We start from the raw sequence: 13,983 nt of genomic DNA on the forward strand, positions 1-13,983 counted from the left end.
GTCGCCTATCTTAGCATTGCGGCAACGGTGCCATGCCGCAATGTCTCGCTAGACGCCGCTCCATTCGGCCGCAAACTGCGCCCGGAACGTCATCAACTGTTCGAGGCGTTCGCGGCCCACGGCGCGTGCGGCCTCCGTCTGCATCATGTCCGGCAGCTTGTCGAGCTTGACGACGATATGGTCGAGTGCGTAGCGGCGATCGTCGTGCGCGCGGTCGTCGCCCAGCGGATCGGTCGGATGCGCCAGGCCGCTTTCCATGCGGCCTGCGATATAGAACATGCGCGCCAGTCCCACCAGGCCAAGGCCGTCGAGACGGTCCGCGTCCTGCACGATCTTGGCCTCGATCGTGGTGGCGGGAATCGCCGCCGAAAAGCTGTGCGCTTCGATGGCATGCGCCACCGCGTCGAGCTTCTCCGGCGGGAAGCCCAGCGGCCCGAGCAACTCGCGCGCCAGCTCGGCCGAGCGGCGCGATGCCTGGTTGCGCGCGGGGTCGTTCTTGGGCAAATTCACCAGGTCGTGCAGATAGCTGGCCGCCAGTACCACCAGGCAGTCGGCTTCCGGATGGTGCGCAAGCAGCGCCTGGGCGTTGCGCCAGACGCGGTCGAGGTGGGCGCCATCGTGGGCGCCATCGGTGCCGGCATCCTGCGCTGCCAGCGCAACGAGTTGCGTGCGCCAGGCGGTGAAATCGGTGGGGGTGGCTTCTAGCATTCGGTTGTTTCCGGTAAGGGTAGCGCCGTGGCGCGCTGTGAAAGCGCATCGGCTTGTGCATTTTTGTGACGCGGGATCCAGCGCAACTGCGCCTGGGGCAGGCGGGCGAGCAGCGCAGAGGCGCGGGTGCGGTAGTCACGCAGGCTCGGCGCACTTGCGCTGGCGGGCCCATTCACGTCGTCGATCACGACCTGGCTGTCGCCAACCACCAGCACATCGTGTGCGCCGTGCACCACGGCGGCGTCCAGGACGGCGATCAGCGCCAGGTATTCCGCTTCGCTGCTGTTGCCATAGCCGGCGTCACGCGAGATGTCGATGCGCACGCCGCCGGGGCCTTCGAGTACGGCGCCGATGCCGCAGCGGCCGGGATTCGGGCGTGCCGAACCGTCGAACCAGGCGCGCCACGCCGTCTTGCCGGCCCCTGCGCCCCGCGTGCGCGCTACGCTGGCCAGCGCCGCGCGCCGCTCTAGCTGCTGCGCCGCATGCTGGCGCAGCGCCGCGCGTTCGGCCAGCAGGTGCACCAGGCCCGCGACGCCGGCGCTGTGCGTAAGCGTGCGGGTCAGCGCCTCGAGCTCAGTCAGGCCAGCGCGCGCCATCAGGCGCCCGCTGGCCGCCAGTTCGGTCTTGAATGCGGCGGCGCGCAGAAGGCTCAGGTCGTTCATGGCGAGAGCATAACCGATCTTGATTCGTTGACAGAAGTTAAGACTTTTGAAACACTGGATCGGTGCTGTCCAACCTGAGGAGAAGCGATGCGTCCGTCCCGTCATGCAGTCCGATTGTCCCTGTTCGCCGTGCTGGTCGGCGCCGTGTCGATGCCGTTGCAGGCCATGGCGCAGGTTGAAAAACCCGGCGCGCAGCCGCCGACGAAAGCGCCGCTCAAACCGGGCAAGCACGTCAAGCGCTACACCATCGAGCAGTTCATGGCGACGACGTCCGTGACCGGCGCCTCGTTCAGCAAGGACGAGCGGCAGATCCTGTTCAGCAGTAACGCGTCCGGCATCTTCAATGCGTACACGCTGCCGGTGGGTGGCGGCACGCCGCGCGCGCTGACCACGTCCACCGTCGATTCGACCTACGCGGTGGGCTATTTCTACAACGACGACCGCATCCTGTTTACGCGTGACACGGGCGGCGACGAGCAGAATCACCTGTACGTGCTCGAACCGGGCGGCAAGGAGCGCGACCTGACACCCGGCAAACTGAAGGCCTCGTTCGCCGGCTGGAAGCCCGACGGCAGCGGCTTCTACGTCGCCACCAACGAGCGCGATCCGAAATTCTTCGACATCTACCTGTACGACGCGGGCAGCTACGACCGCACGATGGTGTACCAGAACGACAGCGGCATGAATGTCTCGGACATCAGCCGCGACGGCAACTGGCTCGCATTCGACAAGTCCAGCACCACGTCCGACAGCGACGTCTACGTGTACCACCTGCCGACGCGCACGATGAAGCACATCACGCCGCACACCGCGCCGGCCAGCCACTCGGCCGCCACGTTCGATCCGCAATCGAAACGCCTGCTGTTCACCACCAATGCCGGCGGCGAGTTCACGCGCATCGCCGCATACGATCTGGCCAGTGGCGCGACGAGCGATGTCGAGAAGGCCGACTGGGACCTGCTGGACACGAGCTACTCGCGCAATGGCGCTAACCGGGTCAGCATCGTTAACCGCGACGGCAGCATCGACGTGCGCGTGTTCGACGCCGCCGGCAAGCCGGTCACGCTACCGAAACTGCCGGGCGGCGAGATGCGCCAGGTGACGTTTTCGGCCAGTGGCCGCCTGATGGCGTTCTATCTGAATGGCGACCGCTCGCCGAACAACCTGTACGTGCACGATTTTGGCAGCAAGAAGACCACGCAGCTCACGCGCAGCCTGAACCCGGCCATCGATCCGAACGACCTGGTGGAAGCGGAGGTCGTGCGCTTCAAATCGTTCGACGGCACGGTGATTCCGTCGATCTACTACAAGCCGAAGGGTGCGGCGCCGAATGCCAAAGTGCCGGCGGTCGTGTACGTGCACGGTGGGCCGGGCGGGCAGACGATGCGCGGCTACAGCGCGCAGATCCAGTATCTGGTCAATCACGGGTACGCGGTCCTGGGCATCAACAATCGCGGCAGCTCGGGCTATGGTAAGACGTTCTTCCGCGCGGACGACCGCAAGCACGGCATGGAGCCACTGTGGGATTGCATCGAAGCGAAGACCTGGCTGGCGAGTCAGTCGTATATCGATCCCGAGCGCATCGGCATCATGGGCGGCAGCTATGGCGGCTACATGACGCTGGCGGCGCTGGCGTTCCGGCCCGAGGCATTCAAGGTTGGCATCGACATTTTTGGGGTGAGCAACTGGGTACGCACGCTCGAGAGCATTCCGCCGTATTGGGAAGCGCAGCGCAAGGCGCTGTATGACGAGATCGGCGACCCGGTCAAGGACAAGGAGTTTCTGGTCGAGACGTCGCCGCTGTTCCATGCGCACCGTATCATCAAGCCGCTGATGGTGATCCAGGGCGCGAACGATCCGCGCGTGATCCGGCCCGAAAGCGACGAGATCGTGGAAGCGGTCCGCAAGAACAAGGTCGATGTCGAGTATGTCGTGTTCGACGACGAAGGCCATGGTTTCTCGAAGAAGAAAAACCAGACCGAAGCGAGCGCGAAAATCCTGGCGTTTCTGGACAAGCACCTGAAACGCCAGGCCGTGAATTAACCGCGTCGATCAACGGCGATAAGGATTGTCCGGGCGGCTGTCGTGGCGGTTACGCACGCCGTCCCCATCGCGGTCCCGGTCATGGCGGTTGCCGATGCCGTCGTTGTCGCGATCGCGGTCGCGGTAATTTGGGACGCCGTCGCGGTCGAAGTCCGGTCCGCGCCCGCGGCCGTGATGCCGATCGCGATCGCGGTGGTCCCGATAGCCACGGTCGCGGTCATAGCCGTCATGGCCGCGCACATACACTGGCTGCGGGCCATAGTGGTGGCCCGGGCCACGGTTCCAGCGCGACGGTTCCATCACCCAGCGGTTGCCGCGATGGTGCCAGCTCGGCGGCGCGTACACGTAACCAGGCCGCGCGACGACGTAGTGGCCGGGCACCCAGTCATGGCGATGACCGCGCCATTCCCAGTAGCCGGGCGCCCAGACGTGACCGCGACGCGGACCGGGAATGCGCTCGTAGATGGGGGCGGGCGGGGCGTTGCTGATCACGACCGAGACATGTGGCTGGGCCTGTGCAGACAGCGGGATGGTGGCAGCCGCGCCAATGGCGATCAGGGCTGCAAGAATAAGCGGGGATTTCATGGTCGTCTCCAGATCCGTAAGCGGATAAGCGAAATATAGCAATCCGGGATCGATGACGCGAAGCCTGAAGCAAGTTATTACATCTGACACAGTTTGGTGGCGTTGTCGGTCCACCTGGCCGCCGCGCGCCGCCCGTGGGCAGCGCCGCGACGACCGCCCGCGCTCACAGCCGGCTCGCTGCAGTGACGGTGTCCAGTGCCAGCAGCTGCGATTTCTCGGCACTGCTCAGGCGCTTGGCGGTCACGGTCACGGTGGCGACCTTGGCGCCGCTGGCGATGGCCGCGCTGCTTGCATTGAAGGCGTTGGCGTCCGATACCTTGGCCAGATAGCCGACAGGAACGGCGATCAGGGCGGCAGCGATGAAGACGGCTTCCATGTGTTTGAGGACGTTCATTTTGCTTCTCCTTGGTGGGTGAGTGGTGTGTCGATGTGTGTACTTTAGGCGCGTCCCTGCAAGGCTTCCAGCGGTGTGCGACGAGCCGCAGAAAACGGGGGGTGAGCTGCATCAGGGAGGCCCTGACCATGCGCTTGCAGCGTTACTCCGCTCAGCGGTTTCACCGTCCCTCCGCTAGCCTTGCGCAAGGGCGCATGGGCGCCACGCTATCCTCGGGAAACGTGCATGACCGGCCCCCTCGCCACCCTGTCCCGCAACATCGCTGCGTCGCGCACGGCGCGGCGGCGCGCCCGCAATCTGCGCCGGGGCTGGACCATTTCGCTGGGGCCGGCCTGGGCCTGGGCCGCGCTGGCACTGGTGATGGGCGGCGCCGTCGCGCTGGCGCTGCACGCGCGCGCTTTGCCGAGCGATGCGCAGGATGTACCTGGTGCGCAGGCGCTGGCGGTGCTGCAGCCGCTGGCGCCGGGTCTGGAACTCGTCGTGCCGGCCGATAGCGGCGTGTCGCTGACGCAGCGCGGCGCGCTGGCGCTCGTCATTGCCAGCGGCATGCAGGCCGGGCCGGCGGTCCGGGTCGACCTGTGCACGCAGATGCTCGATCCGGCGAACGGGCGGCTGTTGCCGCTGCGAGTCGGTTATCCGTTCGGCGAAGCTGCCGCACTCGCGCGGAGCAGCAATGGACCACCGCGCAGCGTGTTGCTGGCGCGCGATGGGTCCAGCATGCCGCGTACCGACATCACCGGCAATGCGGGCGCCGGCCTGACGATTGCCTGGAATGCAGGTTTTGGCACCGCCAGCTGGATCAGCGATGCAACGGCCGGGGTGGCGACGCATGCGCGCCAGGGCCAGGCTGCGCTGGGCAGCGCAGGCTGGCTGTTGTGGCGTGGCGAGGCACTGCGCTTCACGCGCCAGCCGAGCGGCGCCTGCCCGCAGGCCGGTGAACTGGTGCTGCAACATTTTCAGCCTGGTCAACAGGCCGCGACGGCAGCGCTGGTGCAGGCGTTCCCGGCTGTCGGGGGCCCGGTCACATTGCGTTTGCGTCCCGGTGTCTGGACCGTGCCGCTGGTCCCGGGCGCCGGTCTGGAAGACCAGGCGTTGTTCGAGGCCCTGCGGGCGAGGGGCTTGCTGCGCCTTGGCCGCGACGGCCTGATCGAACTGGCACCGCGCGACTTGCTGGCCTGGCTCCAGGCGGACGAATCCGTACGCGCGCCGCTGCCCGGCTGGCAGCATTTTCAGCTCGACGCCGGTGACCGGCGCCTGCTCGAGCGGTTGCATCACCGGGCCGACGGCGCCTTCGTGCGCGAACAGGTGCGCGTGTTCAATAGCGAACGGCGGCTGGTGGCATGGCGCGTGCGGCCTGGCGCAACGGCAATCTGGCAAGCGGCGGTGGCAGGCAGCCCGGCCGTACGCGAGGCAGGCTTGCCGCTGGCAGCGATGCGCCTGTTCGCGCAGTTGCCGCAAGACTGGGCGCCGTGGAACCGTGTCGGCGGCTGGGAGGGCGGTCGGCGGGACAGTCTGGTGAGCCTCAGCGCCCGGACAGTGGGCAAGCCGCTGGAATTGCTGGTCGCCGGTCGTGTACGCAGCGTGCTGGGCGCCACGGTGGCGGCCCGTGGCGTTTGCGACGGGCGCGCCTGTCCGGACGCGGGCGCCGTGCAGCACCTGGTGCTGTCGCCGCTGCCGGGCGCAACGTCGGTCAAGGTCGAGATCGAGCCGCTCGACCTGGCGAGACTGTCCGGCGGCGCCGACGCCGCCTATCGCCATCTGAAGGTCGAACGTGGCGTGCTCGCGTGGCAGGCGCTGCCGGCCGGTAGCCGCAGCGTGCGGCCCGCCGGCGCCGCGGTACGCCTGGTCGATCGCAACGGCGACGCCCTGTGGCAGGATGGCGCGCCGTCGGTCCGGGCCACGCTGGCCGGCCTGGCGCCGCTTCTGGGCGTGCACCGCCAGCACGACGGCAGCGTGGCCGGCATGTTGGCGCGCCTGGGTGGGAGCGACCATGCCGCGCGCCTGACGCTCGACCTGGCGTTGCAAGCGCGGGCCCAGGTACTGCTCGATTGCATTGGTCAGCAGGGCGGTCAGTGGGACGGGCGCACCTGTCGCAACGTCCAGGCGGCGCCTGTTGATCGGCGCGCCGGCCTGGTGCTGCTCGACGCCGGCACGGGCGACATCCTCGCCGCCGCATCGAGTGGTGGAAATACTGCTGCGCCGGACAACTGGCCAGAGGTGCGCGACTTCGACCGTGCCGACCCGGCGCGCAGCCCGCTGCGGATTGCCGCATTCCAGCACGACGGCGGCGCCCACCGCGCGCCCGGATCGACCTTCAAGGTGATCACCGCGCTCGGTCTCGAGCAGGCCGCGCGCGGCGACAAACAGCTCGATGCGCTGCTGGGCGGCTTGCCATTGGCGCAGGTGGACCGTATCTCGCGCGATGGCGGCTACGACTTTCACACCGATGCGCCCAGCTACCCGGCGGGCGGCACGCGTGCCCGCATTACCAATTTCCGCGACCAGATCACCGGCGCGCGCGCTGCCGACGGGCGCCTGGGCCTGGCCGGCGCCATGGCGCACAGCGTCAATACGTGGTTTGCCTGGACCGGTGAACTGAGCGACCGCACGCTGCTCGGCCAGCCGGACGGCGGCATGCCGGGCGCCGCAGCGCTGGAGCCGGGTGCGCTCGACGCCGCGCGGCCGGTGGCGGCGATGGCGGCGCGCCTGGGCTTCGGCCAATCGCTGCGGCTGGATGGCGGTTTGCTCCCGCCGGACTATCGGTGGAATGACTGGGATGCGCTGTCGGCGTCCGCGTCGCAGCTCGATCCGGTCCACAGCCGCCATGAACTGCGCCAGATGGCGATTGGCCTGCGGATGCAGACGACGCCCCTGCAAATGGCACTGGTGGCGGCAAGCGTCGGCGAAGGACGCAGTGTGACGCCGCGCCTGCTGCTGGCGCTCGACGGTCGCGACGGTGCTTCCAGCGACGGCGCGCCGCTTGGCGTGCGGCTGGACCGTGTACGCGCCGGCATGAAGGGCGTGATCGACTACGGTACGGCGGCCGGTGCATTCCGCAGCCCGGCGTTCGATGCGCTGCGTCCCGGCCTGTATGCGAAGACAGGCACCGCGCCGGTCGGCAACGACGATCTGGCCACGGTCTGGTTCATGGGTTATCTGGAGCCGGGCAGCTTGCCGGGCCAGACCCGCCGGCTGGCGTTTGCCGCCTTTGTCAGCCACTCGGCGTTGACGGGCGGCGGCCACGCGGCCCCCGTCGTCGCGGCGCTGCTGCAATCCATGGCCGGGCAGTCGTTGGAAAAGAGGCACAAATAGGGGTCTCCACCGCGCCTGAATGCTGTAGTTGTATGGCATGATCTATTTCACTGTGCAACACGTGCGCAGCGAAATCGAGGACGAGGAAGGTATGCGTTTACCGGGGACCCGGTATCAGGAGCACGGCTGGGAGCAGGTCCGCAAGTTGCTGGGTCAGTGTTCCCTGCAGGCGCTCGCCCGCATCGACCCCGCCAGTTTGCAGGGCGCCGATACGGACGGGTCGCTCGCCGCGTACATCGAGGCGGTCGCGCCGGTCCTGCACGCGGGCGGCAGCCGCGCCCATGCCCCCGGCAACAGCTATGGCGAAACGACTGCCGAGCTGGCCCTGAGCCTCGTCTACGAATTGCAGGCGCGGCCCGCCGACTGGGCCGCACTGTGCACGGCCGTAGCCACCGAATCTGCGCGCATCGGCCCGTTCTGGACGCAGGCGGGTGGCGACGCGCTGCTGCGCAAGAAATTCAATGACTTGTTTGCGGTGTTGCGCGACAAGGTCGACAGCGATCACTATCAGGTGGCGTGCGGCCGGCCCTGCAGCCCGAACCGTATGTACGCCTACCGCATGCTCGACACGGCGTACCACGACATCGCGCGCCTGTTCGAGAGCTGGCGCGAACATGCGCCGCAGGTCGGCGCGATCCTCGGCCGCAGCATCGACGCGATGCCGATCGAAGCGCGCCAGTTGCGCTCGATCGTCGACTGCAAGCCCGAATGGATCATGCGCTGGAGCGAAAGCCTGGAAGCGCACACGGGCGCGCCGGGCCCGCTGCACACACGCTCGAAACGCTTTGCCAGTCTCAAATCGAATCCTGTGAAGATCGGCGCGATGCTGCGCGAAATCGGCGAGTACGACGCGCTGTCGGCCAACCGCGACAGCGACTGGTTGCAGGACGCCAGCACGTCTGATGCCTGGCTCGACGATTACTGGCGCGTGCTGAACGAGTCCGAACAGGGCAGCACGCCGGGCCCGGACCAGATCCTCGAAGCGCGCCAGGAAGCGCTGGACATCGACCTGGATGCAGAGCCGGAAATCGAAGCGCCAATGACTGCACCACTGACCTCCATCGCGCCCTGCGTTTCACTTCCCCCCAACTACCTGGTGGTGGCAGCGACGGTCGAGGACCGCGCCAGCTGGGCAGCGCGCCGGATGGCGCAGGACAGCTTGCCGGTACGCCTGGCGGTGTACCTCAAGCTGCTCGGACCATTCGACGACTGTTACCCTTCCGAATGGTGCGACCCCGCCACGGGCGAATTGCCGACGATGGGCCAGCTGGCCTTGCTCGACGGCGTCTCGCTGCCAACCCTGCGCAAGCGGCGCGACGCCGCGATACTGCGCCTGAACGAGGTGGCTGGAACACAGGAGGAACAACGATGGGCATGACGAATCTGGATCGCAAACTGCAAGCCGGCGCGCTGCTGGCGCGCCGCGTGGAAGGCGATGGCCTGATGCTGGCCGACGCCATTCTGCTGCAGGCGTTGGACGGCAGCCGGCCGCTGACGCATGGCGAACGCGCGGCGCTGCAAGCGTCGCCCCTGACACTGCGCCGCATGCGCCATCTGGCCGATGTGCGCCGCACGCAGCACATGAGCTGGACCGGCAGCGCGGGGCTCTTGCGCGCGGCCGACAGCGGCGCCCCGCTGGACGTGCTGCGCACGGATGACCGGATGTGGCGCCTTCACTTCGTCGACCAGGGCGGCGTGCCCGGCGTTGTCGTGCAACTCGACCTGGACGCACCGGGCGCGGCGCAATTGCTGGCATCGCGCGCGACGATCGCCGTGCGCGATGGCGCCGGCAGCGTGATCGTGCAGGGCAGCCTGGACGCGGACGGCGAGTGCGAAGGCCCGTGGCCGTTTGCAGCCACCCCGTCGCTTCATTTTCAACGGCACGGGGCGCGCTTCGATGTAGTGCCCATCGCGATGCCCGTGCCCCCATCCACATAGTGCAGTTCCCGAATTCGCTCAAGGATAACGATGCTAGGTTCACTGTTCAGGAATCCCCTGCGACGCCCGCCACGCCAGGACGCGTTCGACGCGACCCTGCTCGGCAGCGTGGCGATCGCGTTGCCGGCGCCATCGGGCATCACCATTCCTGCGCCATGCGCTGCCGTGCTGGTCGACCGTGGTGGCCGCAGCCGGCGTCTGGCATCGGGCAGCCGCATCGCAGCGCTGGAAGGGGAAACCGCCTGGTGCGTTCATCCGGGGCCGTACACCTGTGACCTCGTCCCGTTTGCAGGCGCGCCCGAGATCGGCCTGCGCGTGAGTTTTGCGGTGGATGCCAGCGATCCACGCGCCACGCACCAGCGTTTCGACCTGTTCCTGGCCAGCGAAGCGGGTAGCGCGGTCGACCTCGCGGGCTTTGGCGGATTGGCGCAAACTGCGCTGCAGCGCGAGCTGGCCCAGGGCAACCTCGAACTGCCGCCCTGCACGACGCTCGAAGAATGGAATACGTTCCGGTCGGGATTCAACCAGTTGATGTACACGCGCTTTGGCGTGACCGTCGACGATTGCGTGCCGGTCGATCTCGCCGCAACGCACGATTACTCGGCGCTGCTCGAAGCACGCCTGGCAGCGCAGGCCGTGCTTGCGACTGCGGGGGCGTCGGCCGGACCCGCTGCGGCGTTGACGATCATGCCAGCGGAAGCATTCGTGCCGGCCTGCGAAGATGCCCGCGCATTGCGGCGCCTGTTCCTGGAGCTGCCGTGCCTGATGTGCGCGGTGCGCATGGCAGTGCTGCCGGCCGATCAGGGGCGGTTCCGCCAGCACCAGGAGTTGCTGCGCCGGCTCGATCTGGTCAGCCTGTCGGTCGGCACAATGCCGGCGCTGGAACTGGCCGCGCCCGGCCAGCCATTGGCACCCGAGGAGCAGCTGCGCCGCGCGCGCCACAGCCGCCGCGCCGCCGCCGCGCTCGACGAAGCCTGGGCGCTGCTGGCGCGCATGAAGGTCGCCGGCGAGGGACCGCTCGACGTGCTGTTCGATGAAGCCGACCGCATCGTTGCCAATCTCGAGGTCGAAACTGGCGCGCGCCGTCTCACGCAGGTGCAGGATGAGGTGACGGCATGACGGCGCCCGTTCTTGAAGCAAGCTGCCGCAGTATCCTGCCGGACGGCAGCATGCTCACGATCACTGCGACGCGTCGCCCACGCGCGGGCCGCGCCGACGTCAAGTGCAGCGTGCCCGGTGCGCCGGCGCAGGTTGAACGGATGCAGCAGGTGGTGCGCCTGGCGCGCCATACCGAGCCGCGTTACGACAGCCGCGACCAGGTGGTGCTCAGCGCGGATCGCGCGTTGGATCCGGCCGCGCGCGACTGGGAACTGGCCGCGGTGCTGGCCGACCGTATCGTACGCGGCGTGTATCAAGCGGCGCGACCCGTGGTGGCCAATGGCTGGTCCGACGCCTGGCACCTGGGACGGATCGACGGCCGCGCACTGGTCAATGTGCCGGATGGCGTGCTGGCGGGCGGCCCGGACGCCTTGCCGCACCTGGGCGCGCTGACGGGCCAGCCGGATCCGGGCGCAGCGACAGCCAGCGCGCGCGCCTGGTTCCCGCTGCACAGCGGCGGCGACCGCGATGATCTTGGCTGGGTCGAGGTGAGCGTACGGCCATTGGCGAATGCCCTTGGTGGCGACGATGACGACGCGATCAGCGTGCCGGACCTCGATGCACTGCGTCAGGGCCAGGTGCGATCCGTGCTGGCCGGCGCCCGGCATTTCGATGGCCGTGGCCAGGGTCAGTGGAAAACCACGGTGCGCTTTGGCGAAACGGGGTTTTCGGGCGACTCGTACGGCCTGGCGCTGGTGATGGCCGACCGGATCGCGCGGGGCCGCGAATTCATGGCGCGGGGCAGGGTGATCGCCACCGGCACGTCGAGCGCCTGGCATGCAGGCAAGGTCGAGGCGGTGGACGCGCTGGCGCCGAAGTGCGCGCTGATCCTGCGCGAAGCGGGGCCGGGCGACCGCATCCTGCTGCCCAAGGCGTGGGAACACGCGCTGCCCCAGGGCATGCGCGAAGCGTTGCGCGCGCGCGGCGCGAGCCTCGCGTGTGTTGAGCGCATCGGCATCATTTGAGATCGCGGGTTTGACATCGCGGGTGTGCGCGAGCGCACCGCGGCCAGAGATCGTGCGCTGCTAGAATCGGCAGGTTCGTCGGCAGGTTCGTCGGCAGATTCGTCGACAGGTTCGACAGCAGGTTGGCAAGCAGAAGGCAAGAGAGAAAACGGAGTCGGCTATGTTGCACATGTTCGGAGTAAATGGCGCCAGCTGCCCGCGCTGCGAGCGCAAGAATGCGGTCGATGCACGCTACTGCGCGGGCTGCGGCGTGATCCTGGGCGCGCCGCGCAGCAAGCCGGTACTGGTCGAGAACCGCTGGGTGCCCGCGCCCGATGAACTGGCCGTGTTCTTCGGGCTGCGTGAATTGTCCGGGCTGTTCGTCAAGACGCTGCGCGTGCCCGCCACGGCGCGCGGCTTCATCCTGCAGGGCGACAAGGCGACCGAGGTGCCGCAGGGTGAATATGAACTCGAAGGCTTCTTCACGCGCCTGAACCATTTGCTGCGCGACCAGCACGCCGAAATCCTCGTCACGCGCACGACGGCGCTGCCGGTGCCATTCGACTTCGACGACATTCCCACCTGCGAACAGCTTGCGATTTCGGTGCGCTTCACGGTCAGCATTAAAATCGAGAACGTTCCGGCCTTTGCGCGTCACTTCATGACCACGCCTGGCACCATCGGCACGCCCGAGTTGCGCGAACTGCTCGCGCATCCGGTGCGCCAGCTGGCGCTGGAATTCATCGGCGCGCGCTCGATCCGCGAGATGGCCGCTGGCGGCGCGCTGCGCGAAGAACTCGACGAACGCCTGCAGGGCGGCCTCAAGCTCCTGCTGGCCGACTATGGCCTGGCCGTGACGAGCGTGCAGACGGTGGAGCTGCGCCACGACAAATACGACGCCAATCGCGCGCGCGTGGGCAGCATGTGGCTGGCGGCCGACGAGCAGCACGTGCAACTGGCGCACAAGCGCCATCTGGACGAGCTGTACACGGCCGAAGAATGGCAGCGCATCAAGCGCAGCGAAGAAGAGGCGCGCCTGCGCATCCGGCGCGCCGAACTGCGCCAGGACGACGCGATTGCGCGCGCCGAAATGTCGCTGCAGGGCGCCGACCGCGCACACGGCGTGCGTGCACGCCAGATCGAACTGTATGGCCGCATCCTCGAAGCCACCTCGCGCGAGCAGGCAATGGCGCAGGGCGCTGGCCAGGTGCTGGCCGAGCTGCAGCACGAGGCCGCGCAAAAAGGGGCGCAGCGCGCCGACGAAGCGGCGCAGTGGCAGCACCTGCGCGCGCTGGCCGGCGTGCACATGCGCGCCGAAGTCGCCAGCGCCCAGCAGGAAGCACAGCATGCGCGCCAGTCGGCGCAGCAGCGTTTCTCGCAGCAGTTGCTGCAGCAGCAGATCCGCCACAAGATCGACCAGGCGCGCCTGATCGAGGACGCGACGCGCCAGCGTGACGAACTGATTCGCCTGCGCGAGAGCGAAGCCGAAGCGGCGCGCCGCATGCGCGAAATCGACGAAGCCGAGTACCAGGCGCGCCACCAGGCCCTGAAGCTTGCTAACGATGCGCGCCTGCGCGAGGCCGGCCGCACGCAGGAATGGGAAGACGAACAGGCACGCCAGCGCATCGAAGGCGCGCGGCGCGGCGCCGGCAAGCTCGATGCCGAGGCCCAGCAGGACAAACTGCAGCGCACGATCGAGCTCGAAGCACTGCAGGCGCGCTCGCTGCAGGACGTGACGCTGCATGCCGACGAACGCCGCGCCGGTCTGGGCGAAGCCGCCCGCGCGGGCGAGCGGGCCCACGAGATCGCGCTCGCGCGCCTGGCGCTGGAGCGCGCCGCGGCGCTGGGCGCGATGGACGACACGGCCAAGCTGGCCCTGGCCGACGCCGCCAATGCCGTCGTGCTGGCCGATTACCTGAAAACACGCGTGCATGCCGACATGGACGCCGACCAGTTGACGGCGCTGGCCGGCGTCGCCGGCGCCGGCAAGGTCGAGCCGGGCGAAGCAGCGCGCGCGGCGGCGCAACTGGTGCGCGATGAACAGGCGCGGCGCGAAGGCGAAGTGGACAAGGACCGGCGCCATCAGCTCGACCTGTTGACCCTTCAAAACGACGTGAACAAGGCCGCCCTGCATGCGCAGGCCGGCGTGGCGGGCGCGCGCCAGTGTGTGCGCGGCCACGCCCTGCAACGCGACGATCGCGTGTGCGCCGCCTGCGGCGGGGCGCCGTCTGCCTGATCG

At 68.3% G+C, this 13,983-nt stretch carries 11 protein-coding genes; 7 read left to right on the forward strand and 4 right to left on the reverse strand.

The genetic code is table 11. From position 1 onward, the window contains the following. Positions 1–48 precede the first annotated feature (48 nt). Complete coding sequence (locus AC56LY_RS06680; RefSeq protein WP_499577659.1) at positions 49–708, reverse strand: HD domain-containing protein; 660 nt, start codon at positions 706–708, stop codon at positions 49–51. Further along, the gene (locus AC56LY_RS06685) at positions 702–1,370 is read right to left on the reverse strand and encodes a ribonuclease HI family protein (protein ID WP_499577660.1); all 669 of its coding nucleotides are present in this window, start codon (positions 1,368–1,370) and stop codon (positions 702–704) included. Before AC56LY_RS06685 ends, AC56LY_RS06680 begins: the two co-directional genes overlap by 7 nt. 87 nt (positions 1,371–1,457) lie before the next feature. Here AC56LY_RS06685 and AC56LY_RS06690 point away from each other — a divergent pair, with 87 nt between their 5' ends. Next, entirely contained in the window at positions 1,458–3,413 is a 1,956-nt protein-coding gene (locus tag AC56LY_RS06690) for a S9 family peptidase (RefSeq protein WP_499577662.1), read from the forward strand. A 9-nt stretch (positions 3,414–3,422) separates the two neighbouring features. On the opposite strand, the gene AC56LY_RS06695 is transcribed toward AC56LY_RS06690, so the two are convergent. Both AC56LY_RS06695 and AC56LY_RS06700 read right to left on the reverse strand, forming a co-directional pair. Further along, on the reverse strand, positions 3,423–3,998 hold the full coding sequence (locus AC56LY_RS06695; protein WP_499577664.1) for a thrombospondin type 3 repeat-containing protein: 576 nt from the start codon (positions 3,996–3,998) through the stop codon (positions 3,423–3,425). A 163-nt stretch (positions 3,999–4,161) separates the two neighbouring features. Further along, complete coding sequence (locus tag AC56LY_RS06700; RefSeq protein WP_499577666.1) at positions 4,162–4,392, reverse strand: hypothetical protein; 231 nt, start codon at positions 4,390–4,392, stop codon at positions 4,162–4,164. Between the two features lie 225 nt (positions 4,393–4,617). On the opposite strand from AC56LY_RS06700, the gene AC56LY_RS06705 reads away from it, so the two are divergent. The 6 genes from AC56LY_RS06705 to AC56LY_RS06730 all read left to right on the forward strand — a co-directional run bounded on the left by AC56LY_RS06705 (position 4,618) and on the right by AC56LY_RS06730 (position 13,980). Beyond that, positions 4,618–7,704 (forward strand): penicillin-binding transpeptidase domain-containing protein, encoded by a 3,087-nt coding sequence (locus AC56LY_RS06705; protein ID WP_499577669.1) that lies wholly within the window; start codon positions 4,618–4,620, stop codon positions 7,702–7,704. 37 nt (positions 7,705–7,741) lie between these two features. After that, the gene (locus tag AC56LY_RS06710; protein WP_499577673.1) at positions 7,742–9,082 is read left to right on the forward strand and encodes a hypothetical protein; all 1,341 of its coding nucleotides are present in this window, start codon (positions 7,742–7,744) and stop codon (positions 9,080–9,082) included. Beyond that, the gene (locus AC56LY_RS06715) at positions 9,079–9,642 is read left to right on the forward strand and encodes a hypothetical protein (protein WP_499577678.1); all 564 of its coding nucleotides are present in this window, start codon (positions 9,079–9,081) and stop codon (positions 9,640–9,642) included. The genes AC56LY_RS06710 and AC56LY_RS06715 overlap by 4 nt, the downstream gene beginning before the upstream one ends. Before the next feature lie 30 nt (positions 9,643–9,672). Further along, positions 9,673–10,761, forward strand: a complete 1,089-nt coding sequence (locus AC56LY_RS06720; protein WP_499577681.1) for a hypothetical protein — start codon at positions 9,673–9,675, stop codon at positions 10,759–10,761. Beyond that, positions 10,758–11,765, forward strand: coding sequence for a hypothetical protein (locus AC56LY_RS06725; RefSeq protein WP_499577682.1), 1,008 nt, complete (start codon positions 10,758–10,760; stop codon positions 11,763–11,765). Before AC56LY_RS06720 ends, AC56LY_RS06725 begins: the two co-directional genes overlap by 4 nt. Before the next feature lie 160 nt (positions 11,766–11,925). Next, on the forward strand, positions 11,926–13,980 hold the full coding sequence (locus AC56LY_RS06730; RefSeq protein WP_499577683.1) for a coiled-coil domain-containing protein: 2,055 nt from the start codon (positions 11,926–11,928) through the stop codon (positions 13,978–13,980). The last annotated feature ends 3 nt before the right edge of the window (positions 13,981–13,983 follow it).

The sequence above is a fragment of the Telluria sp. ZT3P25 genome (assembly GCF_059685895.1).